The following is a 26703-nucleotide window of genomic DNA, read 5'->3' as shown; positions in this document are numbered from 1 at the left end:
CGGTCGGCGTCACCCGTCGAGCCAGGGCTCGCGCCATCCGCCCCGCCCTTCGACGAGTGCGTCGGCGGCCGACGGCCCCCACGTACCCGGCTCGTACGGATGCACCTCGGGCGGCGCATCGAGCAGGGGCTGGATGACGCGCCACTCGGCGTCGATCGTCCCCTGGCTGGCGAACCGCATCCCGCCGCCGGCGAGCGCCGCCTCGAACAGCACCTCGTACGGGGTCGGCGCCTCGCCGGGCGCCGCGGCGAACCCGACGTCGAGCTCCGCGAGCTCGGGGTCGGCGGCATCCACTCGTTGCGCCACGAGCGCGACGCGGACGCCGAAGGTCGGACCGAGCCGCACGACGAGCTCGTTCGACGGCGGGTGGTCGCCGCGCAACCCGAACCCCAGCGACGGAGCCTCGCGGAAGACGATGCGCACCTCGGCCTCGGTGACGTGGAGCCGCTTCCCGGTGCGGATGAAGAACGGCACGCCCGCCCATCGCGGGTTGTCGATCCGGAGCTCGAGCGCGGCGAACGTCTCGGTCGTCGAGTCGGCGGCGACGCCGTCGACGTCGCGGTAGCCGTCGTACTGCCCGCGGACGTACCGCGCCGGGTCCGCCGGCACGATCTCGCGCAGCAGCTCGGTCCGCCGTCGACCGATCGACGAGCGGTCGCCCGGGTCGGGCGCCTCCATCGCGACGGCGACGACGACCTGCAGCAGGTGGTTCACGACGACGTCGCGGAGCGCGCCGACGGGATCGTAGAAGTGCCCGCGATCGTCGACCCCGAACGCCTCGGTCATCGAGATCTGCACGTGGTCGACGTGGTCTCGGTTCCACGCGGGGGCGAGCATCGTGTTCGCGAAGCGCAGGAACGGGATCTCCTCGAGCCCGACCTTGCCGAGGTAGTGGTCGACGCGCAGCAGCTGCGACTCGTCGACGACGGAGTGCAGCTCGTCGGCGAGCGCCTTCGCGGAGGCGAGGTCGTGCCCGAACGGCTTCTCGATCACGAACCGCGCGTTCGTCGCGAGCCCCGCGCCCGCGACGCCCTTCACGACGGTCGCGAACAGGTTCGGCGGCACCTCGAGGTAGAAGAGCGGATGCTCCGCCCCGCCCATCGCCTTCCCCACGCCCTCGTACGTCTCGGGCCTGCCGAAGTCGCCGTGCGCGTACGACATGCGATCCATCAGCCGGCCGAGGACGGCGTCGTCGACCTCGCCCTCCGTCGCCGCGATGCTCTCTCTCGCACGCTCGGCGAGCTGGTCCTTCGTCCAGTCCTCGAACGCGACCCCGACGATCGGGCAGTCGAGGAGACCCCGCCGCTCGAGCCGGTACAGCGATCGGAAGGTCATCACGCGGGCGAGGTCGCCGGTGATGCCGAAGATCACCAGGACGTCGCGGCGCGCGGTCGTGTCATCCGTTGCCCCCATGGGCGGCAGTCTGGCCGAGATGCGGCGACGCCGACAAGGGGCGGATGCCTCGGCGATGCCGGGCCCCTGCCGGGCCGGCGCCTCATCGCCGCCTAGACTGAACGGGCACTCGCGGGAGTGGTGAAATCGGCAGACACGCAGGATTTAGGTTCCTGTGCCTTCGGGCGTGTGGGTTCAAGTCCCACCTTCCGCACTCGGAGATCAGAGGCCCCGACTTCCCAGCAATCACGCGGGAGTCGGGGCCTCGCTCATGCCCCCGAGGCGGCGCGTGCCCACACTCTGCCCACACCAGCACGCGCAGCGCCGTCGTCCAGACGGGTCGCGGCGCCGTCCAGATCGTCGTCGAACAGGTCGGCGTAGACGTCCAGCGTCATCGCCGCCGAGGCGTGCCCGAGCATGCGCTGCACCGCCTGGACGTGCGCCCCCGAGGCCACCGCGAGCGCGGCCGCGGTGTGCCTCAAGTCATGGATCGGTTCCATCTCGACTCGGGGAAGAAGGGCGACGGCGCATGGAACGAGTCCCCCCGGCGAGTGGAACGCACGGGGGTCTCGTCACGTCGCACCGAGGGACACGCGGCCAGTCGTAGGCGGTGACGCTTCCGCTGGCGCGCTAATTTGACGCCTGTGGACGAAGACTCTTATCGGATGGCGACCTTCTGGACCGTCGCACTCGATATTGCGCTGCTGTTTGGCGCGTTCGTGATCGTCGCGTTCGGCCAAGCGGGCTTTGGGAAAAGGCGCGATCTATGCGACCCGCTGCTCGGTTGCGGCGCGGACGATTTCGCTATTGCCAGCGGCTCCAACGTGATGTTCTTGGGAGTCATCGCACTCTTTCTCGTCGCGGTCTACCTCGGAATCAGACTCCTCAAGACCAGACGGGGGAAGCCGTACTACATGGTCGCTGTGATTCCCCTCGCGGCCTTCGCAGCGATGTTCGTCCCGCTTTTCGGCGGACTCGCCATCGCGGGCTGGGTTTAGGTTGATTGGTGGTCGCATCGCCTCGACCGATCGCGAGGCTGGCGCGACCTGCGCCGTCATCAGGCCGGCGGCCTCGCGCCCTTGCTCTGGATCGACTCAAGCGCGCTCGATGGCCTCCAGCCGTGCGTGGTCGGCCACGAGCGACGCCTGACCGCACATCTGCCCACACCCTGTGGGCACTGAACAGCATCGAACGCGATCGAAGGGAATCGAGGATTGGACGCCTGATCAGGCGATCGAGTCAACTCCCCCGTGATCGCTGGAGGGTCGAGGAGATTTCAAGTCCCACCTTCCGCGCTCGGCTCGATTCGGTCTCGACCGGCGCCACGCGAACGCCCGCCGGCGGACGCGTCGGGGTGGACGTCCAGGCTCCGTACGATGTCCCCATGCCGCACGTGCCCGAACCGCCCGCCGTCTCCCCCGGCACCTACGAGCACGTCAAGGGCGGCCGCTACGAGGTCCTCACGCTCGCCCGGCACAGCGAGACCGAGGAGTGGGTCGTCGTCTACCGACAGCTGTACGGCGATCGGGGCGTCTGGGTGCGGCCGGCCCACATGTTCGCCGAGCAGGTCGAGGTCGACGGGGCGCTCATCCCCCGCTTCCGCCGCGTCGACGAGCGGTGAACGGATGCCTCGGCCCGGCCTCCGACGTGCGCGTCCTGCTCACGGCGGATTCGGGGGCTGCCCCGATCGCCGCGAGGCATCCGCTCGCTAGACTGCTCGAACACCCCAGCCGACCGGGACCGGCCGCGGCCGAGTCCGACGACAGGAGCACCACGCCGTGATCCACACCGCGCTCATCCCGTGGCTCGACCCGGAGACGATCATCCAGGGCGCAGGGCCGTGGGCACTGCTCGTGGTCTGCTTCATCGTCTTCGCCGAGACCGGCCTGCTCGTCGGGTTCCTGCTGCCGGGCGACACGCTGCTCGTCATCTCGGGCCTGCTCTCGAACTCCGAGCTCGTGCCGCCGGCCGGCGTGTTCGGCGTCACGGTCTGGATCGTGGCGCTGCTCATCGGCGTCTCGGCGTTCGTCGGCGGCGAGGTCGGCTACGAGATCGGCCATCGCGGCGGCCCCAGGGTGTTCGAACGCAAGGAGAGCGGGCTCTTCAGCGTCAAGAACGTCGAGCGCACGAACGCGTTCTTCGAGCGCTTCGGCGGGCTGACGATCATCCTCGCGCGCTTCGTGCCGATCGTGCGCACCTTCGCGCCGGTCGCCGCGGGCGTCGGCCACATGAACCGCGCGCGCTACACGCTCTACAACTTCATCGGCGCGGTGCTCTGGGGCTTCGGACTGACGATGTTCGGCTACGCCGTCAGCTTCATCCCCCCGATCGCCTTCCTCGTGCGCGAGTACATCGACCTGATCCTGCTCGTGGCCGTCGGCGGCACCGCGCTCGTCACCGCGTGGCACTACTTCAGCGAGCGCCGCAAGGCGAAGAAGGCCGAGGCCGCCGGAGAGGACGTGGTGACCGACGAGGAGGAGGCCGAGGAGCTCGTGCTCGACCCCGACGTGTTCGACCGCCCGCCGCACCTCGACGGCGACCACCCGCACCACGGCGACGCGCACGGCGAGGATCGCCCGCCGCACGACTGATCCGCCGGCGAACCACCCCGTCGCGCCCACGGTCTCGCCCTCACGCGCGCACGATCCTCGGTATGTATCGCATTGCGATATAACGCTGGGCGTCATACACTGCGACAAGACCCGAGACGCGGCATCAGCCCGCAGTGGAGGTGGTCGGGATGGACGAACGCAACGGACGCACATGGTGGATCGCCGGCGCGGTCGCCGCTCTCGCGGTCGGCACCCTGTCGTGGGTGCAGTCGATCGGCTACTGGGTGCAGCGCGGGACCGGCGCCGCCGAGCCGGCGTTCATGTTCATCGACCACGACGGGCCGAGCGTGACCGGGGCGCTGCTCGGCACCGTGTTCCTGGCGATCGGCGCGCTCTGCGCGGCCATGGCGGGGCGCCGCTCGCGGCGCCGAGCCTGAACCGGCGGCCGGGTCACGCAGGGTGGGGTTCGCGCCCTCGCGCCCGAGCTCCGGACGGGGCAGGCGTGAGCGCGAGCCCGGCGCCGAGGAGGACCGACGTCACGGGCACGAGCCACACCGCGATCGCCATCGCGGGTCCGCGGAGGAACACCTCCATCGGTACGCCGCTCGCGAATCCGAGGAGCGCGACGCCCAGCAGCAGCCCGAGGCTGCCCACGACCGCGAGGGGCGTGAAGCTGAGGGCACCGAGGGCACGCGTGCGGACCGAGATGACGCCGGCGACGATGAGGACGCCGAGGATCGCGAGGAACCCCGCACCGAGCAGGATGCTGCCGACGAGGTCGAACGCGCCACGCCACGGCGAGGCCGTCGGCAGCGCGTAGCTGAGCATCGAGACGCCCCCGAGGCCGACCATCGCGCTGCCGACCACTGCCACGACGCGGAGCGTCGACAGGGTCGCCGCCGCGGCGGCGGAGAGGCGATGCACGAGCGCGAGGAGGCCGATCGCGGTCAGCACGGCCCCGACGAGCACGATCGTCGGATGGACGGCGACGTCGGCCGAATCGAATCCGACCACTGCGCCGGTCTGGCGGACGAGCCCCCAGAATCCGTAGCTCGAATAGCTCGCCACGATCATGGGCAGGCCGATCGCGGTCGCGATGCCGGCTCCGAGGCCGGCGAGGTTGACGTGCATGACGGACTCCTTCCGTGCGTGTTCGCGCATCGCCGCCAGCACCAGGTCGACGACGATCCGCACCCGCGCCGATCGCGCGGAGCGGGCGCCCTGCGACTGCGCCTCGCGGACGGTGTCGCGGGCCAGCACCCGGATCTCCTCGCCGTACTCGGAGCGGAACTCACCGGGCAGCATCAGCATCGCGGCGCCGAAGAGACGCCCCTCGATGCCGGGCGTGGACATCAGACCTCACCCCACCCCGTGAGCAATCGCTTGAGCACCGCCTGCCGGGCGAGGGCCGCGACGCGGGCGGCCTCGGCCGCGGCGACGCGTTCACCGAGACCGGTGATCCGGTAGTACTTGCGCCGCTCGTCGTCGAGCTCGGGGTCGACCCGCGCGGCCGCCTCCTCGATCAGCCCCAGCGCACGGAGCCGCTTGATCGCTCCGTAGAGCGTCCCGGGTGCGAGCACGATCGATCCCTCGGTCCGATCGCGCACCTCGCGCATGATGCCGTACCCGTGCCGCTCCTCGTCGGCGAGCGAGAGCAGGATGTGGAAGACCGGCTCGCTGAGCGGAAGCAGGTCCTTCGGCTGGGTCTCGGCGCTCATCGTCCCTCGATCGTCGAATGTATCGAACTGCGGTATATCGCGTCACGATACATCTGGTGCGCGCAGACGTCAAGGCTGCGCCCACGGGCTCAGGCGTGCGTCGCCGACTCGCGGCGCCCGCGGCCCGACGGCTCGAGCTGGAAGGTCGAGTGCTCGACGTCGAAGTGCTCGTCGAGGCATCCGCCCAGTTCATCGAGCAGTGCACCGACCCGCCCCTCCGCGAACACGGCGGGCTCGACCTCGACATGGGCGCTGAACACGTGCGCACCGGTCGTGATCGCCCACACGTGCACGTCGTGCACGGCGACCACGCCGTCGGTGTCGAGGATGTGATCGCGGATCTCCGCGACATCCGTCTCGGCGGGCACCGACTGGCTGAGCACGCGCATCACGTCGCGCAGCAGCACGACCGCGCGCGGCACGATGAGCCCCGCGATGAGGAGCGACGCGATCGGGTCGGCCGCGTCCCAGCCCGTGACGAGGATCACGATCGCCGCCGCGATGACGAGCACCGAGCCGATCGTGTCGCCGAGCACCTCGAGGTACGCGCCACGCAGGTTGATCGACTGCGACACCCCGCCGCGGAGCACGAGCAGCGCGGCGACGTTGGCCAGCAGGCCGACGATCGCGATGACGAGCATGGGACCGCCGGCGACCTCATGGGCCTCGCCCGACGCGCCGGAGGCGAGCCGGCCGATCGCACTCGCGGTCACCGCGACCGCGACGACGACGAGCAGCACGCCGTTGAAGAGGGCGCCGAACACCTCGAACCGGCGGAAGCCGTAGGTCTGCCGGTCGTTCGCTGGCCTGGCGGCGACGATCGCGGCGCCGAGCGCGACCACGAGGCCGAGCAGGTCGCTCGTCATGTGGCCGGCGTCCGCGAGCAGCGCGAGCGAGCCCGTCAGGACGCCGCCGACGACCTGCACGACGACGAACGACGCGATGATCGCGATCGCGATCGCGAGGCGTCGGCGGCCGGCGGCGTGCGCGTCGGCGGCGTGGTCGTGCGAGTGTCCCATCCCCTCCAGCGTAGGCACGGATGCCGCCGCTCGCCGGTGATGGGAATGAGTCCCGTTCTCGCGGCCCGGGTTCAGCCGAACCGTGCCACGCGTTCCAGCTCGGGCAGCAGCGCCCGGAACGCGCGCGCCCGGTGGCTGTGGGCGTTCTTCACGTCGGGCGCGAGCTCCGCGGCCGAGACGTCGAAGCCGTCGGGCAGGAAGATCGGGTCGTAGCCGAAGCCGTTGACGCCGGCACGCTCGGTCGCGATGCGCCCGGGCCACGCGCCGACCGCGGCGAACTCGTGCGGCTCGCCGCCCGAGGCATCCGGCACCACCAGGGCGATCGTGCAGTGGAAGTGCGCGGTGCGATGCGGGTCGCGGATGTCGCCGAGCTGCGCGAGCAGCAGCTCGAGGTTCGCCTCGGCGCCGCGCCCGGGCCCCGCCCAGCGCGCCGAGAAGATGCCCGGTGAGCCGCCCATCACGTCGACCGCGATCCCGGAATCGTCGGCGAGCGCGATGCGACCCGTGTGGGATGCCGCGGCACGCGCCTTGATGAACGCGTTCTCGTCGAACGACGTGCCGTCCTCGACAGGCTCGGGCCCGTCGTACGGCAGCACCGTGATGCCCGGGAACTCGGCCCCGAGGATCTGCTGGAACTCGGCGACCTTGTGGGCGTTGTGCGTGGCGAGGACGACCTCGAGCGACTGCGGCATCCGTCGGCCCCCGATCAGCCCGCGGCGCTCGCGTCCGCGCCCGCGAGCGGCGCCTCGAGCGCCGCCCGCTGGATCGCGGTGAGCTCGGTCGTGCCGGCGAGCGCGAGGTCGAGCAGCTGGTCGAGCTCGCGACGGTCGAACGGCGCGCCCTCGGCGGTTCCCTGCACCTCGACGAAGAGGCCCCGGCCCGTCGCGACCACGTTCATGTCGGTCTCGGCGCGGACGTCCTCGACGTAGGCGAGGTCGAGCATCGGGGTGCCGTCGATGATGCCGACCGACACCGCCGAGACGGTGTCGATGAGCGGCGTCGCCTTCTGCGCGATGAACCGCTTGCCGCGCGCCCACTCGATCGCGTCGGCGAGCGCGACGTACGCGCCCGTGATGGCCGCGGTTCGCGTGCCGCCGTCGGCCTGCAGTACGTCGCAGTCGATCTGGATGGTGTTCTCGCCGAGCGACTTCATGTCGACCACGGCGCGGAGGCTCCGGCCGATGAGCCGGCTGATCTCGTGCGTGCGGCCGCCGATGCGGCCCTTGACCGACTCGCGGTCGTTGCGCGTGTTCGTGGAGCGCGGCAGCATCGCGTACTCGGCGGTCACCCAGCCCTTGCCCTTGCCGGTCATCCAGCGCGGCACGCCGTTGGTGAAGCTCGCGGTGCAGAGCACCTTCGTGTTCCCGAACGAGATGAGCGCGCTGCCCTCCGCGTGCGCGCTCCATCCGCGCTCGATGACGACGTCGCGCAGCGCGTCGGGGGTGCGGCCGTCGGCACGCACGAGGTCGGGGGTCTCGGTCACTGGGTTCTCCTGTCGGTGACGGATGCCGCGGGCGCGGCGGTTCCGGATGAGGTGGTGGGCGCGGCCGGCGATGCGACGGGGAGCGTGAGCACGCCCGTCTGCACGAGCTCGACCTGCGAGATCTCCGGGCCGATGAGGCGGTGCGCGAGGTCGAGGAACGCCGCGCTCGATCCGCCCGTCGCCTCGAAGCGGTGCACGGGCGGTTCGGGCGAGCGTCGCTCGAGGCCCTGGGAGACGAGCACGCGGTAGACGTCGTTCGCCGTCTCGACGTCGCTCGAGACGAGGCTCACGCCCTCCCCCATGACGTACGAGATCGCGCCCGTGAGGAAGGGGTAGTGCGTGCAGCCGAGCACGAGCGTGTCGACGCCGCCGTCCCGGAGCGGCGCGAGGTACTCCTCGGCGACGGCGAGCACCTCGGGGCCCGTGGTGACGCCGGACTCGACGAACTCCACGAAGCGCGGGCAGGCCGCCGACGAGAGGTCGAGGTGCGGCGCGGCGGCGAAGGCGTCGTCGTACGCGCGCGACTGCACGGTGCCGGCGGTGCCGATCACGCCGACGCGGCCGGTGCGGGTCGTTGCGACCGCGCGCCGCACCGCCGGCTGGATGACCTCGACGACCGGCACGTCGTAGCGCTCGCGCGCATCGCGCAGCATCGCCGACGACGCGGTGTTGCACGCGATCACGAGCATCTTCACGCCCTGCGCGACGAGGTCGTCGAGCACGGCGAGCGCATAGCGGCGCACGTCGGCGATCGGCTTCGGCCCGTAGGGCGAGTGCTCGAGGTCGCCCACGTAGAGGATCGACTCGTTCGGGAGCTGGTCGCGCACCGCGCGGGCGACGGTGAGGCCGCCCACGCCGGAGTCGAAGATCCCGATCGGTGCATCACTCACGAGCCACCAGCCTAGATCAGCCGTGCGCGGCGCCGGCCTCGTCGGCGGCCGCCGACGTGTACGCCGCGCGCACGGCGCGCGCGATGCGCCCGGTCGACGGATGCCGGTGGTTCCGGTGCCAGGCGATGCGCACCTCCATCGGCGGAGCGTCGTCGATCGGCACGAACACCACCCCCGGCCGCGGGAGGTGGTGCGCGGTCGCCTCGGAGGTGACGCCGATCGCGTCGCCTGCGGCGATGAGGTCGAGCCACTCCTCCACGTCGCCGCTCGACGTGAGGCGCGGCGACGCGATCCCCCGCGACTCCCAGAGCTCGGCCGTCGTCGTGCCGGCCCGCAGGTCGACCGCGACCTCCCACGGCGTCAGGTCGGCGAGGGAGACGGTGTCGCGGTCGGCGAGCGGATGGTCGACGGGCAGCGCGGCGACCCGCTGCTCGCGGCCCACGACCTCGGATCGCAGGTCGGGCGGCAGCACCGGGTGCCGCACGACGGCGAGGTCGACGTGCCCGTCGAGGAGCCCCGCGTCGCGCGAGTTGATGCGCACGAGTCGGATCGGGTCCTCGGGATGCGCGCGGTTCCAGGCGCGGAGCACCGACGTGGTGTGCGCGCCGAGCGCCGCCCAGGCGTACCCGATCCGGATCACGGCGCGCTCGCCGCGCAGGGACGCGACCGCCCGATCGAGCTCGGCGAGGACGCGGCGCGCGGTGCCGGCGAGCGCGGTGCCGGGTTCGGTCGGTTCCACGCGCCGGGTCGTCCGGTGCATCAGCGTCGCCCCGACCGTGCGCTCGAGTGCGGCGAGCGACCGGGAGACGGCGGCCTGCGACATCCCGAGCCGGTCGGCCGCGGCCGTGAACGATCGCTCGTCGTCGACGGCGACGAGGACGCGAAGGTGCCGCAGCTCCATTTCCATGCGTTCAGCGTATCAATGTGCGTGCATTGCATTTCTCGGCGCGTCAATACCGACGTAGCGTGAATCGCATGGCGCGAATGAGCGGAGACGGGATCGGCGGCGGGGTCGCGGTCGTCGGCGGCGCGACGTCCGTGCAGGTCGGCGCAGCGATCGGCGCGACGATCTTCCCCCTCGTCGGCCCTGCGGGCGCCGTCGCGCTCCGCCAGCTCGTCGCCGCCGTGGCACTGCTCGCCATCGCCCGCCCGCGCCGACGCGACCTCACCTGGCCGGCGGTGCGACCCGCGATGCTCCTCGGCGGCGTGCTCGTCGTCATGAACCTCACGCTCTACGCCGCGATCGAGCGCATCGGCCTCGGTCCGGCGGTCACGATCGAGTTCCTCGGGCCGCTCGCCCTCGCCCTCCTCGGCTCGCGCCGCCGGCTCGACCTCGTCGCCGCGATCCTCGCGGCCGCGGGGGTCGTCCTCCTCACCGGCACCGTGCCGGGGATCGACCTGCTCGGCGTCGTGTTCGCGCTCACGGCGGGCGCCGCGTGGGCCGCGTACATCCTGCTCAGCCAGCGCGCCGGGCGGTCGCTGCCGGGCGTGCAGGCGACGGCGATCGCGACCGCCGTCGCGGCGATCCTCACCGCGCCGCTCCTCGTCGTGGTGCTCCTCGGCCTCGAACCCGGCGCGATCGCGCTGGTCCTCGGCGTCGGCACGATCGCGGGGCTGCTCTCGTCCGCACTCCCCTACTCGATCGACCTCGTGGTGCTGCGACGGATGCCGCGGCAGCGGTTCGCCGTCCTGCAGAGCGTGCACCCGGCCTCCGCCGCCCTCGCCGGACTCGTGATCCTCGGCCAGGCGATCGCGCCGTGGCAGCTCGCTGGCCTCGCCCTCGTCACCGCTGCGAACGTGCTCGCGGTCGGATTCCGCGCCCGCACCCCCGCTCGCACGAGGACGCGCGCCCGTCGGCCCGCCGCCCCGCCGAGCGCCGCCGCCCCGCCGAGCGCCGCCGCCGCGACATCCTGACCCCGCGCACTAGGCTGGCCGGGTGACCGGGTCTGCTGCGCTGTTCACCGACCGCTACGAGCTCACCATGGTGGATGCCGCGCTCCTCGACGGCACCGCCCACCGCGAGAGCCTGTTCGAGGCCTTCGCCCGGCGCCTGCCCGACGGGCGACGGTACGGCATCGTCGCGGGCACCGGGCGCATGCTCGACCTGATCGAGCGCTTCCGATTCGAGGACGCCGAACTGGAGTTCCTCCGCGAGCAGCGCGTCGTGCGCGACGAGACGATCGACTGGCTCGCCGACTACCGCTTCCATGGCGACGTCTGGGGCTACCGCGAGGGCGAGGCCTACTTCCCGGGCTCGCCGCTCGTGACGATCCAGGCGCCGTTCGCCGAGGCGGTCATGCTCGAGACCCTCGTGCTCTCGGTGCTGAACTACGACTCGTCGGTCGCGAGCGCCGCCGCACGCATGGTGTCGGTCGCGCTCGGCCGGCCGATCGCCGAGATGGGCTCGCGCCGCACGAACGAGGGCTCCGCCGTCGCCGCCGCACGCGCGGCCTACATCGCCGGGTTCGACGCAACGAGCAACCTCGAGGCCGGTCGCACGTGGGGCATCCCGACCATGGGCACCGCCGCGCACGCGTTCACGCTGCTGCACGACAGCGAGGAGGACGCCTTCCGCGCGCAGGTGAACGCCATGGGCCCCGGGACCACGCTCCTCATCGACACGTACGACATCCCCACCGGCGTCGAGACCGCGGTCCGCGTCGCCGGCACCGGACTCGGCGCGGTCCGCATCGACTCGGGCGACCTCCCGACCGTCGTCGCCGCCGTGCGCGAACAGCTCGACGGACTCGGCGCGGTGAACACGCGGATCACGGTGACGAGCGACCTCGACGAGTTCACGCTCGCGGCGCTCTCCGGTGCGCCGGTCGACGCCTACGGCGTGGGCACGTCCGTCGTGACCGGCTCGGGCTTCCCCGCCGCCGGCATGGTGTACAAGCTCGTCGCACGGCGCGGCGGCGACGGCGAGTGGGTCAACGTCGCCAAGGCGTCCACGAAGAAGACCAGCATCGGCGGCCGCAAGAACGCGGCCCGCCGCATCGACTCCACGCGCACCGCACGCGAGGAACTCGTCTTCGTCGGCGACGGCCCCGACGGCGAGGACGAGTTCGCGGCCGACGACCAGCTGCGGCCGCTCATGGTGCGGCTCATGCACGAGGGCCGAGCAGATGCCTCGTACACGGGTCACGCGGGCGTCGAGGCCGCTCGCGCGCACCGCGCCGAGGTCATGCAGGAACTGCCGATCGAGGCGTTCCGCCTCGGCCGCGGCGAGCCGGTGATCCCGACGACGTACCGTTGAGCGGTCCGTCGCAGCGGGGGCGTCAGCCCTTCTTCATCCGCTCGTAGATCTCCTTGCACGCCGGGCAGACCGGGAACTTCTCCGGGTCGCGGCCGGGCGTCCACTTCTTGCCGCACAGCGCGCGGACCGGCTTGCCGGTCATCGCCGACTCGAGGATCTGCTCCTTCTTGACGTAGTGCGAGAACCGCTCGTGGTCGCCGGGCTCGATGTGCTCCTCTTCGAGCAGCTTCTCGAGTTCGCGGTCGAGGACCGAGGTGCCGCCGCCGGGCGCGTCGGGGTCGGCGATGCTCGCCTGCGCGGGTCGGATCATGCCGAGAAGTCTACGCCGCCGTCAGGCCCGGACGGCCGCCGCGACGATCTCGGGAGCCCGACGCTCGAAGACGCGCCCGCCGCCGAACACGCCGATGACGAGCACGAGCACGCCGAGCCCGGCGCCCGCCGCGAGGGAGACCATGTGCCACGACGGATCGTCGAAGATGCCGAGTGCGGCGAACCAGATCGCGGGCGCGGCGATGAGCAGCGCGGCGAACATCGCGAGCGACTGCACCAGCGCGGTGATGCCGCCGGTCGACTGCGGCTGCTGGAACGGGCTGTCCCCGGGCTTGACCACGGGGTAGGGCATCGCCGCCGACGTGATCGACCCGACGCCGAGCCCGGCGAGCAGCAGCGCGGTGCTCACGCCGAGCAGCGACGGCAGGAGGCGCCAGTCGTCGAGCACGAACACGGTGACGGCGCTGCCGAGTCCGATCACGAGGATGCCCGCGACGAGGACGGGCACGAGGCGACCGAAGCGGTCGGCCGCGCCGCGCACGCCCGAGGCGACGTGCAGCCAGATCGCGGTGTTGTCGTAGGCGGTGTCGTTGTGGAGGCTCCAGCCGAGCAGGAGACACACGAGCGGCACGGGGATGAGCCCCAGGTACATGGACGGCACGCCGGCGATGCCGAGCGGAAGCATGACCAGGACCGGCGCGATGGGCACCATCAGCAGCGACACCCAGTAGCGCGAGTCGCGGAACCAGTACGTGGTGCTGCGCGCCGCGATCGCCCCGGTCGGGCCGCTCGTCGTGCGGCCGAACCAGCCGAGGCCGTGGTAGCTGCGCACGCTCGCCTCCCGGCCCGGCGTCACGAGCATCTTCGCGACGAGCGCCTTCCAGGCGAGCCAGCCGAGCCACACGCTCGCTCCGGCGATCAGGAGCTTCACGAGCGCGACTCCCCACGCGCCCGATGCGGCCTCGCCCGGCACGGCGAACGCGGCGCCGAGGGGGGTCCACGACAGCGGACCCGCGATCGCGCCGATCGCGAGCCGACCCGATGCCGCCCAGTCGACCGTGGTCAGTGCCACGGCAAGGGGCGCGATCATGACCACGAACAGCACGCCGAGCACGGTGCCGACGTCTCGCGCCCGCCGGGTCTCGAGGAGGAGCCCGGCGATGCCGGCCGTGAGCCTGGCCGCGAGGAGGCACGTCGCGAACGCGAGCAGCGCGCCGAGGACCGCGAACACCGTCGAGCCGAACCCGCGCGACCAGGTCACGACGGTGCCCGTGAGCACGATCGCGAGCGCGACCGCGGGCACGCCGATCATGGCCGACAGGGCGAGCCCGAGCGCGATCGTCCGGTCGGGGATGCCGAACAGCGCGAAGCGCCGAGGGTCCATGGTGTCGTCGACGCCGAACACGAGCGGCACCACGAGGAATCCGACCACGGTCGCCGCACCGCAGACCACGAGCACGTCGCGCACCAGCGCGACGTCGTCGACCGAGCGGAGGCCCACGAGGATCAGGAGGAGCAGCGCGGAGATGCCGAGCCCGTAGACGATCGCGACGGAGAGGCCGACGACCTGCCATGCACTCCGCTTGAAGATGTTCCCGAGCAGCCGCAGCTTCAGTCGGAGAAGCTGTGCAACCATTCCATGCCCTCCGCTGCCTTGCGTCCGCCCGCGAGCTCGACGAACCGGTCCTCGAGCGTGTCGCCGCGGCGAACCTCGTCGAGCGTGCCGGATGCCAGGACCCGCCCGCCCACGATGATCGCCGCCGAGTCGCAGACGCGTTCGATGAGGTCCATGCTGTGGCTCGAGAGCAGGACGGTGCCGCCGCCGGCGACGTAGCGCTCGAGGATGTCGGTGAGGTTCGCCGCCGAGACGGGGTCGACCGACTCGAACGGCTCGTCGAGCACGAGCATGCGCGGCGAGTGGATCATGGCGCAGGCGAGGGCGATCTTCTTCGTCATGCCTGCCGAGTAGTCGGCGACGAGCCGGTCGAGGGCGTCCTCGAGGCCGAACGCGTCGGCGAGGTCGGCGCTGCGATCGAGCACGGTGCGATGGTCGAGTCCGCGCAGGGATCCGGCGTAGTAGAGCATCTCGGCGCCCGTGAGCCGGTCGAACAGGCGCAGCCGGTCGGGCAGGACGCCCGTGATGCGCTTGGCCGCCCGCGGCTCCTTCCAGACGTCGATGCCGTTGACGTGCACCGACCCGCCGTCGGGTCGGAGGAGCCCGGTGATCATGGAGAGCGTCGTGGTCTTGCCCGCGCCATTCGGTCCGACGATGCCGTAGAACGAGCCGGCGCGGATGCCGAGGCTGATCGCGTCGACCGCCGTGGTGTCGCCGAACCGCTTGACGAGTCCCTCGATCGAGAGGACGACCGGCACGTCGGACGCGGGTGCCTCGCGAGCCACGCGGATCGTCCGCTGCTTCCGGGCGGCCGGGGTCGTGATGGCGGCGACACCCCCGAGCGGGATGACCGCGACCCCGCGCTCGCCCTCGTGGTCGTCGCCGCCGGGCGCCGGCTCGGGCGCGTCGGCGAGTTCGGCGAGCTCTGCGTCCGTGGGCTCGGCGAGCTCTGCGTCCGTGGCGGGCTCGGCGGCCTCGGCAGGCCCTTCGGCCGCGGTGGTGGAGTCGTCACCGACCAGCAGGATGGCGTCGCCGGTCAGGTCCGTGCCGACGACGGCGGCGTCGGCGTCGGCGTCGACCGCCGGGTCCGCCTCGAGGTCACCGGCGTCGTCGGTAACCACCTCGACGGAGGAGTCCGCGTCGCCGGGTTCGTCGGTCGCCGCCGGAGTCTCGTCGGGTCCGCCCGGATGCCAGGTCCGGGTCACCTCGGCCGCACGCACGACGTCCGCCGACTCGTCTGCGGTCGTGGCGACGACGTCGTCGCGCTCGGCCGGCGCCTCGACGGGCGCCGACTCCGCGGGGGACTCCGCAGGGGCCTCGTCGGCGATCGGCTCAGCGGCGACGTCCGTCGGGGCGGCGGGTTCCGGGGTCGAGCGTCGCTGCCTGGGCTCGGCCTCGGTCGTCTCCGTCGTGACCGAGGCGGCCACCCGCTCACGAGCCGATGCCGCGGCCTTGCGTGCCTCGGCCGCGCGAGACCGTGCGGCTGCCGCCGACGCGGCGCGCGCCGACTTGGCGGACTTGCCTCGCGCTGCGGACGTGGTGGCCGACTCGCCACGTGCGGCGGCCGCCCGCTTCGGAGCGGAGCCGGAGGCCTCGGCCCCGCCGTCTCCGGAATCGGACGCACGCGCGTCGGCGGATGCCTTGGCCGACGCGCGCTTCGCAGCGGCCGCGGATGCGGGGCGCTTGGCGGCGCCTGAGGATGCGGCCGGCTTCCGCGCGCCCGACGAGCGCTTGGCAGCGGGCTTGACCGGTTCGGCCGCCGTCGTGTCCGTCGCATCGTCGGCGGCGGTCGTGGCGCGGGCGGCGGACGCCCGCTTGGCGGCGGTCGAGCGCGTCGCAGCGGACTTGGCCGCGGTGGACTTCGTCGACGACTTGGTGGCCGCCGACTTGGATGCCGCGACCTTCGCGGCGCTCGAGCGCGCGGCGGCGGACTTGGCCGCGGTGGTCCGGCCCGCGGACTTCCCGCCCGCGCTGGCGGATCCGTCACGCCCCTGTTCGGACGCGACGGATTCCCCCCGACGATCAGACACCCCCGTGCCCGTGCCTTCGGGAGTCTCGTCGTCAGGATCTGATCGCGAAACGGAAGTCACCACGACAACCTACCAACCCCCTCGCCCGCAGCCGTGGACCTCTCACAGCGAATTCACGTCGGAGCGGGCGGAACCGTCCGAACGGGGCGTGTTCCCCTCGTCGCATCACAATCGCACTACGGCTCGAGCGCAACCCCCAGCAGGGACTCCGGCCGTCCGGTATCCTGTGACTCGGCATAACGGCGTGTCCAGAAGTGAACTTGCGGATGAATCCCCGGTGAACTCGAACAGAATCGAGTGCTCCGGCATCCGATCGACGAAGGAGATGTCATGACCACGCAGATCGTGATCCTCGCAGCCGGCATGGGGAGCCGGCTCGGGCGTTCCCTCCCCAAACCGCTCACCGAGCTCAGCGACGGACGCACGATCATGCGCCAGCAGTTCGACAACATCGAGCACGCGTTCGGCCGCAACGCCGTCGTGACGATCGTCGTCGGCTACAAGCTCGAGCACATCATCGAGGCGTTCCCGCAGGCGTCCTTCGTCTACAACGAGGAGTACGACCAGACGAACACCTCGAAGTCGCTCATGCGCGCGCTCCAGGCGTCGCAGCAGGGCGGCGTGCTCTGGATGAACGGCGACGTGGTCTTCGATCCGGCGATCCTCGACCGCGCGCTCGCCTTCATCGCCCGCGACCAGTCGTTCGTGACCGTCAACACCGCGAAGGTGTCCGACGAAGAGGTGAAGTACACGACGACGGCCGAGGGCTACATCAAGGAGCTCTCCAAGACCGTCAAGGGCGGTCTCGGCGAGGCGGTCGGCATCAACTACATCTCCGGCCGCGACAAGGCCACGTTCCTCGCGCACCTCCAGCGCGTCGGCGACCAGGACTACTTCGAGCGCGGCCTCGAGCTCGCGATCGAGAAGAACGGCCTGCTGGTCGAGCCCATGGACGTCTCCGACCTGTACGCGGTCGAGATCGACTTCGCGGAGGACCTGGAGCGCGCGAACCACTTCGTGTGACCTGCGCACCACCCACAGCGTGAGAAGCGGATGCCGGTCGCGGCATCCGCTTCTCGCATCTGCGGTCGATGCCCGCCGCGACGCGGCCCTGCACCCGGTTCGGAGGGTCGCCTCCGGGCATCTACGATGAGACCGTGATGAGCTACGCCGACTCGCATCCGTTCACGCGGACGCCATGGGACGGCTACCGGCATTCGCTGTGGCTGCTCACCACGCGCGACCTCAAGGTCCGGTACTCGACGTCGGCGCTCGGCTACCTCTGGTCGGTGCTCGACCCGCTCGTCATGGCGGGCATCTACTGGTTCGTCTTCACGCAGGTCTTCCAGCGGCCGGTCGGCACCGAACCGTACATCGTCTTCCTGCTCGCCGGGCTGCTGCCCTGGATGTGGTTCAACGGCGCGGTCTCCGACTCGACCCGAGCGTTCCTGAAGGACGCCAAGCTCGTCCGATCCACGAAGCTGCCACGGACCATCTGGGTCAACCGGATCGTGCTCTCGAAGGGCATCGAGTTCCTGCTCTCGATCCCGGTGCTGCTCCTGTTCGTGCTGCTCGCCGCCTGGTTCGGCGAGGACATCCGCATCGGCTGGGAGGTGGTCCTGTTCCCGCTCGCCATCATCCTGCAGGCGATCCTGACCGCCGGCCTCGGGCTCATCGTCGCGCCGCTCGTGGTCTTCTTCCGCGACCTCGAGCGCGCGACCAAGCTCATCCTGCGCTTCCTCTTCTACGCCTCGCCCATCGTCTACGGAACGACCAACCTGCCCGAGTCGCTGCAGTTCTGGGCCGCCTTCAATCCGCTCACCGGGATCTTCGGCCTGTACCGTTCCGCGATCTTCCCGGGCGAGCTCGACTGGTTCGCCGTCGGCGTCGCCGCCGCCATGTCGCTCGCGTTCCTCGGCCTCGGCCTCTGGGTGTTCCGGAGCTCCGAGCGCCAGGTGCTGAAGGAGATCTGATGCCAGAGGCAGCCATCCGCGCGAACGACCTCGGCGTGCGATTCCGGCGCAATCGCCGCGGTCGCAAGTCGTTCAAGGACCTCCTCTCCCGACGGCGGCGCCGGATCCGGCCCGACGAGTTCTGGGCCCTCCGCAACGTGTCGATCGACGTGCGCCCGGGCGAGGCGATCGGCGTGGTCGGGCGCAACGGGCAGGGGAAGTCGACCCTGCTGAAGCTCGTCGCCGGGGTCATGCTGCCCGACGAGGGAGCGGTGATCGTCGAAGGCGGCGTCGCGCCGCTCATCGAGATCACCGGCGGGTTCGTCGACGACCTCACCGTCCGCGACAACGTGTACCTCACGGCAGGCCTGCACGGCATGACACGTGCGCAGATCGACGACAAGTTCGACGAGATCATCGAGTTCGCCGAGATCGGCGACTTCCTCGACACGCCGTACAAGCACCTCTCGAGCGGCATGAAGGTGCGCATCGCGTTCGCGGTGATCTCGCAGCTCGAGGAGCCGATCCTGCTCGTCGACGAGGTGCTGGCGGTCGGCGACAAGGCGTTCCGCGAGAAGTGCTATCGCCGCATCGAGGAACTCCTCGAGGGCGGGCGCACGCTCTTCTTCGTCTCCCACAACGAGCGCGACCTGCGCCGGTTCTGCACGCGCGGCCTCTACCTCGACAAGGGCGCGCTCGTCCTCGACGCGGGGATCGACGAGGTGCTCGACCGCTACAACGCCGACTACGGCACGCGCTGACGCATCGTCAAGCCCCCTGCCCCGAAGGGCGGGTTCCCGCGACGTTCCCATCCGCGCCGCCTAGGATCGTCGCCATGTCCGAACGCGTGCACCGGATCACGACACTGGGCCGCGGTGCGCCCGAGGAGGCTCCGCCGGCCGGGCCCGACGTGTCGGGCGACGCCGACGCGCCGGGCGGCAGGAACGCATCCGCCGACCCGAACGCATCAGGCCGCCCCGAGCACGGCCCCGCCGGCGCGCAGACCGATCCCGCCGACCGGGCCGTCGGCCTCGAGCGGGGGTTCGACCGGCTGCTGTCCATCCAGCGACCGATCGTGCTCGCGCACCTCCGCGCCATCCGCCGGAACCACCCCACGGCGAGCCCAGAGGAGCTCGTCCGCGTGCTCGAGCGCCGGTACCTGACCGCCGTCACGACCGGCGGCGCCGCCGTCGGCGCGACCGCCGTCGTCCCCGGCATCTCGACCGGCATCACGCTCGCACTCTCGGGTGTCGAGACCGCGGGCTTCCTCGAGGCGACCGCGCTCTTCGCGCAGTCGGTCGCCGAGGTGCACGGCCTGCACGTCGAGAACCCCGATCGCGCACGCGCACTCGTGATGACGCTCATGATGGGTCGCGAGGGCGCCGACCTCGTCCGGCACTTCGCCGCGCAGGCGACCGGGAAGGGCGTGCCGCAGAACGCCTACTTCGGCGAGATCATCACGAGCACGCTCCCCCGCGCCGTCATGGGCTCGGTCGTCGACCGGCTGCGGCACGTGTTCGTCAAGCAGTTCGCCGTCCGGGGCGGCGCCGGCATCATCGGGCGGGCCATCCCGTTCGGGATCGGCGCCGCGATCGGCGGCATCGGCAACCACATGCTCGGGCGCCGGGTCCTGCAGCAGTCCCGCCTGGCCTTCGGTCCCGCGCCGTACGCGCTCCCCGTCGAACTTGAGCCGCGCGGCGACGAGACGGCGATCACCTCGGCCGGACGGCGTCTCGCTCGAGCGGTGACGACCGCAGGGCGCGTCGCGAGCCGGCCGTTCGGACGACTGACCGCCGGAGGGTCGAAGGGCGATCGCGCGGATGCCTCGGACGAGGACGTCGCCCCGGGCGGCGATGACGCGACGAACGGGCCCATCGGCCGCGGTGAACCCGGTGGACCCGGTGGACCCGACGAGCCCGGCGCGGAACGGCGCGCCGACCCGGCCGGGACCGCCTGAGGCCGCCTACGCGATCGGCTCGTACCCGAGCAGCTCGCGCAGTTGGCTGGACTCGGCGTCGAGCACGTCCTCCGGCTTGCCCGCGTCCCGCCGCACCCGGAACCGCCCGCTCAGCGCGATCAGTCGATCGGCGACGTCGTGCTCGGGATCGCGCTCGATGAGGCGCAGGGTGATCACGAACCACCGTTCCGCGAGCTCGAGCTCGTCGGCGAACTCGAACGACTCGGCGACGTGGAGGTGGCGCCACCACTGCCCGCTCCCCGACCCGCGCAGCGCGTCGGCCGTGTGCAGCGCCGCATCGCGCTCGCCGAGCGCGAGCAGGATCGCGACGAGCCGGCCGGTCGCCTCATGGGGCTCGGCGTCGGATGCCTCGGCGGCGCGCCTCGCCACGGCCAGCGCCCGGTCCAGCTCGCCGGCCATCTCGAAGTGCTCCGCCGCGACGAGGAGGAGGTGCGCACGCCGCACGCCCGCAGCCAGCTCGAACGCCGCGTCGTCCGTCGCCCACCGCTCGAGCAGGTCGGCCCGCGCGACGTGCCCGCGACCATCCGCGACGCGGAGCTCCAGCTCGTCGAGATCGTCCTCGGTGATCAGCTGCGCCATGGCCCGAGCATACGTTCCGGGCAGGCGGATCGCATCGGGTCGCGCGCGGTCTCAGTCGACTTCGATCTCGTCGGACTGCTCGGCCGCCTCGCCCTCCGCATCGTGGTCGTCGACCTCGGGATCGGTCGCGTGCAGCGCCGCGAACCGCTCCCACTCCACCATGAGGTGGTCGACCGCGTCGTGGAAGCGACGGGTCGTGACGCCCGGCGTCGTGTCGCCGAAGTAGCGCTCGACCCAGTAGCCGAGCCGCTCGAGCGCCTGCGCGTCGTGCGCGACGTCGTCGACCCGCTCGAGCATCGTCGCGCCGTCGGCCCGGTCGAGCCACTCGCACGCGGAGAGGTAGCCGCCCGTGTCGACATGCGCATCGGGGTTCGCCGGACGCGTCACCAGCAGCGGCTTGCCGGCTGCGAGGCGGTCGTAGACCATCGCCGAGATGTCGACGATCGCGACGTCGGCGGCGGCGAGCTGCCAGCCGAGGTCCTTGCCCTCGTCGACGACGTGATGCGCGGACGGGTCCGCCGCGTTCGCCTGGTCGAGCAGGCGCTTGATCTCCTGGTTCGCGGTGCCGTACTCGTGGTCGACGACGCCCGAGCGCGGATGCGGGCGGTAGATCACGCGGTGCCGGCCGCTCGCGATGAACGCGCGGACGAGGTCGACGCCGTGCGAGGCGATCGAGCCGTACGCGGCCGCACCGCGATCCCCCTCCCACGTCGGTGCGTAGAGCACCACCTCACGGCCGTCGTCCGGGTACGGCAGCACACTGCCGTCGAGGTAGTGGTCGGCCTGCGGGCGCCCGATGGGGATGGCGCGCTTGTCGAAGTCGTAGTCCCAGAGCACCTTCTCCAGTCGCGCCCTCGCCGCATCGCCGGCGATGAACGCGTAGTCGTACGCCTTGAACTGGTTGGTGGTCATGTACATCTTGTCGGACTCGCCGTGGTTGATGAACACGTGCCAGCGGCGACCGTAGCGCATCATCTGGAAGTTCTTGGCGTTCTGGTTGACGTAGAAGATGACGTGCAGGTCCTGCTCGTGGATCACGTGCTCGAGATCCGCCACCCGGCGGACGTACGCCACGGGCACCGGTGACTCGTCGAGGAGCGCGAGCGCCGCGCCCGACGCGCGACTGAGCACCAGCACCGGGTGCCGCTCGGCGAGCCGCGCGAGCGGCCGGTACCACTGGCGCAGCTGGTAGAGGTTGACCTTGCCGTCGGCGAAGTAGACGCCCACCCGGAACCGGTGCGGCTCGAGCGTGCCCTGCTCGGCGAGCTTGTCGACCAGCTGCCGCTGCGCACGTCGCGAGCGGATGACGTTCTGCACGAGCTTCACGGCGCGGCGCGCGTCTCTCCTCAGTTCCACCGTCCAAGGGTAGCCGCCGTCGCGCGTCGCTCATGACGTGCGTCAGACGACGGGGGGCCGCCCGGCGAGGGTCATCCGCCACACGGTGCGCCACCGCATCGGGCGTCGCTCCCCCGCGTCCTCGCGCCAGCCGGCGCGCCACCCCGCGAACCACGCGCGGAGCGCCACGGGCTGCCGGAACCACCGCAGCACCTGGATCGCCGTCCAGGACCCGACGTAGCACGGGACGAGGAGCGCCGGCAGGTTGCGGCGCGCGAGCCAGACCCGGTTCCGGGCGTTCAGTCGGTAGTAGTACTCGTGGCGCGCCGGGTCGATCACCGGATGCGCCGCCTCGAGCTCGCCCGCGTACCAGGCGCGGTAGCCGGCATCCCAGACCCGCCAGGCCAGTTCGATGCCCTCGTGCGCGTAGAAGAACGGGTCGGCCCAGCCGCCGGAGGCATCGAACACGTGCCTCGGCATGAGCACCGCGCCCTCCCAGCAGGAGAACACCGGGCCCGAGTGCGCCGGATCGCCCTTGCGGATGCGCGGGATCCAGCGCCGAGGCGAGGCGAGCCCGGTCGGGTCGACCACGCGAGGCTGGACGAGCCCGACGTCGGGCTGAGAGGCGAGCATGCGGCATCCGTCGGCCAGGAACGACGGACTCGGCAGGTAGGCGTCGTCGTCGAGGAAGAACAGCACGTCGCCCGCCACCTCGGGGACGCCCCGGTTTCGACCGGCCGGGATGCCGAGGTTCTCCGGCAGGTGCAGCGTGCGCACCTCCGGCGGGAGCGGCGGGTCGGCGGTCGCCGGGTCCCAGCCGTTGCCGACGCAGGCGATGTCGACGTCGACGTCCACCTGGTCGAGGATGCTCCGGATGCCGCGCGCGAGCTCGACGGGACGTCGGCCCATCGTCAGGACCACGACCCCGACGCGGGGCCGCCCGGTCGTCGACGTCGGATCAGGCACGGACACGGCGAGAGGCCATGATCGCGATGAAGTGGCCGAAGAGCGCGAGCACCGCGAGGGGCAGCAGCGCGGCGACCACGACACGATCCACCAGCGGTTGGCCGACGAAGAGGCCCACGACCGCCGCGGCGAACGCGATGAGCGTCAGTTCGACTGAGTGGTAGAGGCGGTGGAACGGCACGAAGCGCGCCGCCTTGCGCAGCGTCGCGACGAGGCCCCCGCGCGGCGCGGTCTCGCCGTGCGTGTCGGCCAGCTTCGGCAGGCCCGCGTTGGCCCGGGCGACGTGCACCATGTCGTTGAGCGCCTTGTTCAGCACGATGACGAGCGCCAGCAGGGCCGCGATCGTCGTCCACAGGAAGTCGGCGGGGAACTCCAGCGGGTAGGCGGCGGCGCGGATGCCGAGGGCGATCGGGATCAGCGCCTCGGTCGAGTAGTGGCCGACCTTGTCGAGGAACACGCCGGCCGGGCTCGACGTGCGGCGCCAGCGCGCGACCTCGCCGTCGCAGCAGTCGACGAGCATCTGCAACTGGCCGAGCACCACCGCGAGCAGCGCGCCCCAGATGCCGGGGATCAGCAGCGCCGCGGCGGTCGACCAGCCGACCAGGATCATGAGCCCCGTGACGCCGTTCGCCGAGATCCGCGTGTGCAGCAGCAGCCACGTCAGGTAGGGCGAGAGGTCGCGCAGGTACAGCGAGGCCGTCCAGTGCTCCGCGTTCCGGCGGCCGCGGACCTCGGGAGGCTGGGTCACCGCGCGCTGCTCGGCGAGGCTCGACGGGATCCCCCGGTCCGGCATGGGCTCCGACATGCTCACCTTCCCGTGTGCGTGGCGATGTTGGTCGTGAGCGAGAGGTACCCGAGCACGAAGCCCGCACCCCACGCGACGTGGATGCAGGGCAGGACGGCGAGGAACCACGCGGCCGTGGCGGCGCCGCGGCGGCGCGCGTACGCGATCGTCGCCACGACCACGAAGAGCACGTAGACGAGCGGGACGACGAAGCCCACGAGCAGCCACGGCGCCTGGCCCGTCATCGCCTGCAGGATGCCGACGACGCCGAGGATGAGGCCGAGCAGCACGCCGACGACCATGGCGGGCGGGACGAAGTACCGGAGGCCGTTCGCCGCGGGGAACCGGCGGGCGAGCTCCCCCCGCCACAGCCCGGTGGAGAACATCTGGCGTGCCAGTCGCTCCAGGCTCGAGCGCGGGCGATAGGTCACCGCGAGCTCGGGCGTGAACCAGACCGTCCCGCCCGTCTGGCGCAGTCGGCGGTTCAGCTCCCAGTCCTGGCCGCGCTTGATCGTCTCGTCGAAGAGGCCGACGCGCTCGAGCGCGCTCCTGCGGAACACCCCGAGGTAGACCGTCTCGACCGGCCCCTCGTGGCCGCCGACGTGGAACGCCGAGCCGCCGAGGCCGACGGGGGTCGTGTAGGCGAGCGCCACCGCGCGCTCGAACGGCGTCTCGCCGCGAGCGTCCATGATGCCGCCCACGTTGTCGGCACCGGTGCGCACGAGCGTCTCGACGGCGAGGCGCGTGTAGTCCACCGGCAGCATCGAGTGGGAGTCGACCCGGACGATGACGGGGTGCACGGCCGCGCGGATGCCGATGTTGAGGCCCGCGGGCGTGGACCCCACGTCGTTCTCGAGCACGTGGACGCGCGCATCGCGCGACGCGAGGTCGGCGACCAGTTCGTTCGTGCCGTCGATCGAGGGACCGAGTGCGATCAGCACCTCGACCGGGCCGTCGTACTCCTGCGCGAGGATCGACTCGACCGCGGCGCGCACGTGCGACGCATCGTTCAACACGGGCATGACATACGAGACGCCGATCGGCGGCGACAGGTCCGCCGGATGGGGCTGGTCGGGCATGGTCCTCACTCGTGCACTGGGTCGATCGAGCCTAGCAGCAGGGACCCCCGCGACCGCGGTGCCGACGCGGGGGTTGCGCGCACGAGGAACGGGGGCCGGACCAGCGGTCCGGCCCCCGTCTGAGCGATCGCCCGGGATCAGCCTTCGAACGTGCCGAGGGTCACGGTCACGGTGTTCGACTCGCCGTCGCGCGTGTAGGTCAGCTCGGCCTGGGCACCGCCCGCGAGGGCGCGCACCTGCGCGGTCAGGTCGGTCTGGTCGGTGATCGGGATGCCGTTCAGCGCCGTCACGACGTCGCCGGACTGCAGGCCCGCCGCCTCGGCGGCGCCGCCCGCGCTCACCTCGGAGATGAGCGCGCCGACCGTCGAGCTCTCGCCGCTCGCCTGCGCCGAGGTCACCGTCGCGCCGAGCAGGCCGTGCGTCGCCGAGCCGTTCTCGATGATCTCGCCCGCGATGCGCTCGGCGAGGTTCGAGGGCACCGCGAAGCCGACGCCGATGTTGCCGGCCTCGCCCGAGCTGCCGCCGGCGGAGAGGATCGCGACGTTCACGCCGATGAGCTTCCCCTCGCCGTCGAGCAGCGCGCCGCCCGAGTTGCCCGGGTTGATCGCGGCGTCCGTCTGGATCACCGGGATGGAGATGAGGCCGCCGCCGCCCGACGAGCCGTTGCGCTCCTGGCCGTCGAAGTTCCAGAAGTCGAACGGGCTGTCGCCCGACCCGCCCTGGTCGCCCTCGCCGCTGTCGGGCGCGGTCTCGGGCGCGGCCGAGGACTCCACGTCGATGCTGCGGTTCAGGGCACTGACGATGCCGTTCGTGACGGTGCCGGAGAGGCCGAGCGGTGCGCCGATGGCGATCGCGGTGTCGCCGACGTTGAGCTCGCTCGAGTCGGCGAACTCGATCGGCGTGAGGCCCGAGGCACCCGCCAGCTTGATGACCGCGAGGTCGCTCAGCGGATCGGTGCCGATGAGCTCTGCCGAGTAGAGCGAGCCGTCGTCGGCCTTGACCTGGATCGACGGGTCGCCGGTCGCGCCGTCGAGCGTGACGACGTGCGTGTTCGTGAGCACGTACCCGTCCTCGGAGAGGATGATGCCCGAGCCCGTTCCGCCCGACTGGCCGCCGCTCACCTCGATGGTGACGACGCTGGGGCTCGCGGCCGCGGCGACGGCAGCGACCTGGTTCACGGAGCCGTCGTCGTTCACGACGATGCGCTGCGTGCCCGACGAGGTCTGCTCGACGGCGCTGTCGCCGTCGTTCGTCATGAGCGCCGTGATGCCGGCGCCCGACGCGCCGCCGATGAGGGCGGCGGCGACGATCGCGGCGGCGACGCCGAAACCGACGCGGCGCTGCTTCGGCGCGGGCTCCTGGGCCACGGTCGGGGCGCCGCCGAAGGCGGGCGGGACCGTTCCCGAGCCGTCGGGCCGAGGGGTGCCCGGCGCGGCGTATGCCGCCGGCGCGCCGGCGACGGGCGCGGTCGGCTGCGTCTGGCCCGGGGCCGGTGCTGCCGGGTCGTGGCGGTACTGGCCCGCGATGTACGGCTGCGGGGCCTGGCCGGGCGCGTAGACGGTGCCGGTCGGGCGCGGTGCGGGCTCGGCGGCCGGCGCAACCGCGGCGGCCGGGGCGGCCGTGGGAGTTTCAGCGGGCGCCGTGGGCGCGGCCGGCGCGTGGGCGCGCGGGGTCTCGACCTGGGCGGCGGCCTCCGCGGCGTCCGCACCCTCCGCCGTCGGCGCGGGGTGGTTCTCCGGGATCTGCGCGTTCCCGCCGGTGTTGGTCTCGGTCATCTTCGCTCCTTCCAGCGGATGCCAGCATCC

General features: G+C 71.9%; 27 protein-coding genes, 1 tRNA gene and 1 pseudogene. 11 read left to right on the top strand and 18 right to left on the bottom strand.

Annotation, left to right across the window (positions count from 1 at the left end):
* Nucleotides 1-9: 9 nt before the first annotated feature.
* The gene (gene zwf, locus ACFVHK_RS13880) at nt 10-1413 is read right to left on the bottom strand and encodes a glucose-6-phosphate dehydrogenase (RefSeq protein WP_376929302.1); all 1404 of its coding nucleotides are present in this window, start codon (nt 1411-1413) and stop codon (nt 10-12) included.
* Between the two features lie 111 nt (nt 1414-1524).
* On the opposite strand from zwf, the gene ACFVHK_RS13875 reads away from it, so the two are divergent.
* Nucleotides 1525-1606: transfer RNA gene (locus tag ACFVHK_RS13875), tRNA-Leu, on the top strand.
* A gap of 55 nt (nt 1607-1661) precedes the next feature.
* Here ACFVHK_RS13875 and ACFVHK_RS13870 read toward each other — a convergent pair.
* Nucleotides 1662-1880, bottom strand: a pseudogene (locus ACFVHK_RS13870) (tyrosine-type recombinase/integrase); the annotation flags it as partial.
* Nucleotides 1881-2057: 177 nt separating this feature from the next.
* Between ACFVHK_RS13870 and ACFVHK_RS13865 the strand changes: the two are divergent.
* From ACFVHK_RS13865 to ACFVHK_RS13850, 4 genes are all read left to right on the top strand, one after another.
* The gene (locus ACFVHK_RS13865; protein ID WP_376929301.1) at nt 2058-2390 is read left to right on the top strand and encodes a hypothetical protein; all 333 of its coding nucleotides are present in this window, start codon (nt 2058-2060) and stop codon (nt 2388-2390) included.
* Between the two features lie 386 nt (nt 2391-2776).
* Complete coding sequence (locus ACFVHK_RS13860) at nt 2777-3013, top strand: DUF1653 domain-containing protein (protein WP_376929300.1); 237 nt, start codon at nt 2777-2779, stop codon at nt 3011-3013.
* Between the two features lie 157 nt (nt 3014-3170).
* Nucleotides 3171-3983: a DedA family protein gene (locus tag ACFVHK_RS13855; RefSeq protein WP_376929299.1), complete on the top strand. Its 813-nt coding sequence runs from the start codon at nt 3171-3173 to the stop codon at nt 3981-3983.
* Between the two features lie 149 nt (nt 3984-4132).
* A complete protein-coding gene (locus ACFVHK_RS13850; RefSeq protein WP_376929298.1) occupies nt 4133-4381 on the top strand; it encodes a hypothetical protein in 249 nt (82 codons plus the stop codon).
* Between the two features lie 13 nt (nt 4382-4394).
* Here ACFVHK_RS13850 and ACFVHK_RS13845 read toward each other — a convergent pair whose 3' ends face one another.
* The 7 genes from ACFVHK_RS13845 to ACFVHK_RS13815 form a co-directional block, all read right to left on the bottom strand.
* A complete protein-coding gene (locus ACFVHK_RS13845; protein ID WP_376929297.1) occupies nt 4395-5297 on the bottom strand; it encodes a hypothetical protein in 903 nt (300 codons plus the stop codon).
* The gene (locus ACFVHK_RS13840; RefSeq protein ID WP_376929296.1) at nt 5297-5662 is read right to left on the bottom strand and encodes a PadR family transcriptional regulator; all 366 of its coding nucleotides are present in this window, start codon (nt 5660-5662) and stop codon (nt 5297-5299) included. The genes ACFVHK_RS13845 and ACFVHK_RS13840 overlap by 1 nt, the downstream gene beginning before the upstream one ends.
* 89 nt (nt 5663-5751) lie before the next feature.
* A complete protein-coding gene (locus tag ACFVHK_RS13835; RefSeq protein WP_376929295.1) occupies nt 5752-6681 on the bottom strand; it encodes a cation diffusion facilitator family transporter in 930 nt (309 codons plus the stop codon).
* A 71-nt stretch (nt 6682-6752) separates the two neighbouring features.
* Entirely contained in the window at nt 6753-7373 is a 621-nt protein-coding gene (gene rdgB / locus ACFVHK_RS13830) for an RdgB/HAM1 family non-canonical purine NTP pyrophosphatase (RefSeq protein WP_129234784.1), read from the bottom strand.
* 14 nt (nt 7374-7387) lie between these two features.
* Nucleotides 7388-8164: a ribonuclease PH gene (rph, locus tag ACFVHK_RS13825; protein ID WP_129234783.1), complete on the bottom strand. Its 777-nt coding sequence runs from the start codon at nt 8162-8164 to the stop codon at nt 7388-7390.
* Nucleotides 8161-9054, bottom strand: coding sequence for a glutamate racemase (gene murI, locus ACFVHK_RS13820; RefSeq protein WP_376929294.1), 894 nt, complete (start codon nt 9052-9054; stop codon nt 8161-8163). The genes rph and murI overlap by 4 nt, the downstream gene beginning before the upstream one ends.
* Before the next feature lie 16 nt (nt 9055-9070).
* Nucleotides 9071-9961 carry a LysR family transcriptional regulator gene (locus ACFVHK_RS13815; protein ID WP_376929293.1) on the bottom strand — a complete coding sequence of 297 codons (891 nt, stop codon included), beginning with the start codon at nt 9959-9961 and terminating at the stop codon, nt 9071-9073.
* A gap of 68 nt (nt 9962-10029) precedes the next feature.
* Here ACFVHK_RS13815 and ACFVHK_RS13810 point away from each other — a divergent pair, with 68 nt between their 5' ends.
* Both ACFVHK_RS13810 and ACFVHK_RS13805 read left to right on the top strand, forming a co-directional pair.
* Entirely contained in the window at nt 10030-10968 is a 939-nt protein-coding gene (locus ACFVHK_RS13810) for an EamA family transporter (protein WP_376929292.1), read from the top strand.
* A gap of 22 nt (nt 10969-10990) precedes the next feature.
* Nucleotides 10991-12310, top strand: coding sequence for a nicotinate phosphoribosyltransferase (locus ACFVHK_RS13805; protein WP_376929291.1), 1320 nt, complete (start codon nt 10991-10993; stop codon nt 12308-12310).
* Nucleotides 12311-12332: 22 nt separating this feature from the next.
* On the opposite strand, the gene ACFVHK_RS13800 is transcribed toward ACFVHK_RS13805, so the two are convergent.
* Genes ACFVHK_RS13800 through ACFVHK_RS13790 form a run of 3 tightly spaced genes read right to left on the bottom strand, consistent with a single transcriptional unit; the run spans nt 12333 to nt 16225 of the window.
* Nucleotides 12333-12620: a DUF3039 domain-containing protein gene (locus ACFVHK_RS13800; RefSeq protein ID WP_129235326.1), complete on the bottom strand. Its 288-nt coding sequence runs from the start codon at nt 12618-12620 to the stop codon at nt 12333-12335.
* A 21-nt stretch (nt 12621-12641) separates the two neighbouring features.
* On the bottom strand, nt 12642-14216 hold the full coding sequence (locus ACFVHK_RS13795; RefSeq protein ID WP_376929290.1) for a hypothetical protein: 1575 nt from the start codon (nt 14214-14216) through the stop codon (nt 12642-12644).
* A complete protein-coding gene (locus ACFVHK_RS13790) occupies nt 14192-16225 on the bottom strand; it encodes an ABC transporter ATP-binding protein (RefSeq protein WP_376929289.1) in 2034 nt (677 codons plus the stop codon). Before ACFVHK_RS13790 ends, ACFVHK_RS13795 begins: the two co-directional genes overlap by 25 nt.
* Nucleotides 16226-16555: 330 nt before the next feature.
* Between ACFVHK_RS13790 and ACFVHK_RS13785 the strand changes: the two genes are divergently transcribed.
* The 4 genes from ACFVHK_RS13785 (at nt 16556) to ACFVHK_RS13770 (ending at nt 20134) form a co-directional block, all read left to right on the top strand.
* Nucleotides 16556-17248, top strand: a complete 693-nt coding sequence (locus tag ACFVHK_RS13785) for a phosphocholine cytidylyltransferase family protein (protein WP_129235602.1) — start codon at nt 16556-16558, stop codon at nt 17246-17248.
* A gap of 137 nt (nt 17249-17385) precedes the next feature.
* Nucleotides 17386-18198, top strand: coding sequence for an ABC transporter permease (locus tag ACFVHK_RS13780; protein WP_376929342.1), 813 nt, complete (start codon nt 17386-17388; stop codon nt 18196-18198).
* A complete protein-coding gene (locus tag ACFVHK_RS13775; RefSeq protein ID WP_376929288.1) occupies nt 18198-18938 on the top strand; it encodes an ABC transporter ATP-binding protein in 741 nt (246 codons plus the stop codon). Before ACFVHK_RS13780 ends, ACFVHK_RS13775 begins: the two co-directional genes overlap by 1 nt.
* A gap of 74 nt (nt 18939-19012) precedes the next feature.
* Nucleotides 19013-20134: a hypothetical protein gene (locus ACFVHK_RS13770; RefSeq protein ID WP_376929287.1), complete on the top strand. Its 1122-nt coding sequence runs from the start codon at nt 19013-19015 to the stop codon at nt 20132-20134.
* 6 nt (nt 20135-20140) lie between these two features.
* On the opposite strand, the gene ACFVHK_RS13765 is transcribed toward ACFVHK_RS13770, so the two are convergent.
* From ACFVHK_RS13765 to ACFVHK_RS13740, 6 genes are all read right to left on the bottom strand, one after another.
* Entirely contained in the window at nt 20141-20734 is a 594-nt protein-coding gene (locus ACFVHK_RS13765; RefSeq protein ID WP_376929286.1) for a hypothetical protein, read from the bottom strand.
* Nucleotides 20735-20785: 51 nt separating this feature from the next.
* A complete protein-coding gene (locus ACFVHK_RS13760) occupies nt 20786-22090 on the bottom strand; it encodes a CDP-glycerol glycerophosphotransferase family protein (protein ID WP_376929285.1) in 1305 nt (434 codons plus the stop codon).
* A 42-nt stretch (nt 22091-22132) separates the two neighbouring features.
* Nucleotides 22133-22978 carry a glycosyltransferase family 2 protein gene (locus ACFVHK_RS13755; protein ID WP_376929341.1) on the bottom strand — a complete coding sequence of 282 codons (846 nt, stop codon included), beginning with the start codon at nt 22976-22978 and terminating at the stop codon, nt 22133-22135.
* 49 nt (nt 22979-23027) lie between these two features.
* Nucleotides 23028-23840 (bottom strand): CDP-alcohol phosphatidyltransferase family protein, encoded by an 813-nt coding sequence (locus ACFVHK_RS13750; RefSeq protein WP_376929284.1) that lies wholly within the window; start codon nt 23838-23840, stop codon nt 23028-23030.
* Nucleotides 23841-23842: 2 nt separating this feature from the next.
* Nucleotides 23843-24898: a glycosyltransferase family 2 protein gene (locus ACFVHK_RS13745; RefSeq protein ID WP_376929283.1), complete on the bottom strand. Its 1056-nt coding sequence runs from the start codon at nt 24896-24898 to the stop codon at nt 23843-23845.
* Nucleotides 24899-25035: 137 nt separating this feature from the next.
* Entirely contained in the window at nt 25036-26673 is a 1638-nt protein-coding gene (locus ACFVHK_RS13740) for a S1C family serine protease (RefSeq protein WP_376929282.1), read from the bottom strand.
* Nucleotides 26674-26703 lie beyond the last annotated feature (30 nt).

It is taken from the genome of Agromyces binzhouensis, assembly GCF_042672355.1.
Classification (GTDB): domain Bacteria; phylum Actinomycetota; class Actinomycetes; order Actinomycetales; family Microbacteriaceae; genus Agromyces; species Agromyces binzhouensis.
This window is presented reverse-complemented; position numbering and strand designations above follow the sequence as displayed.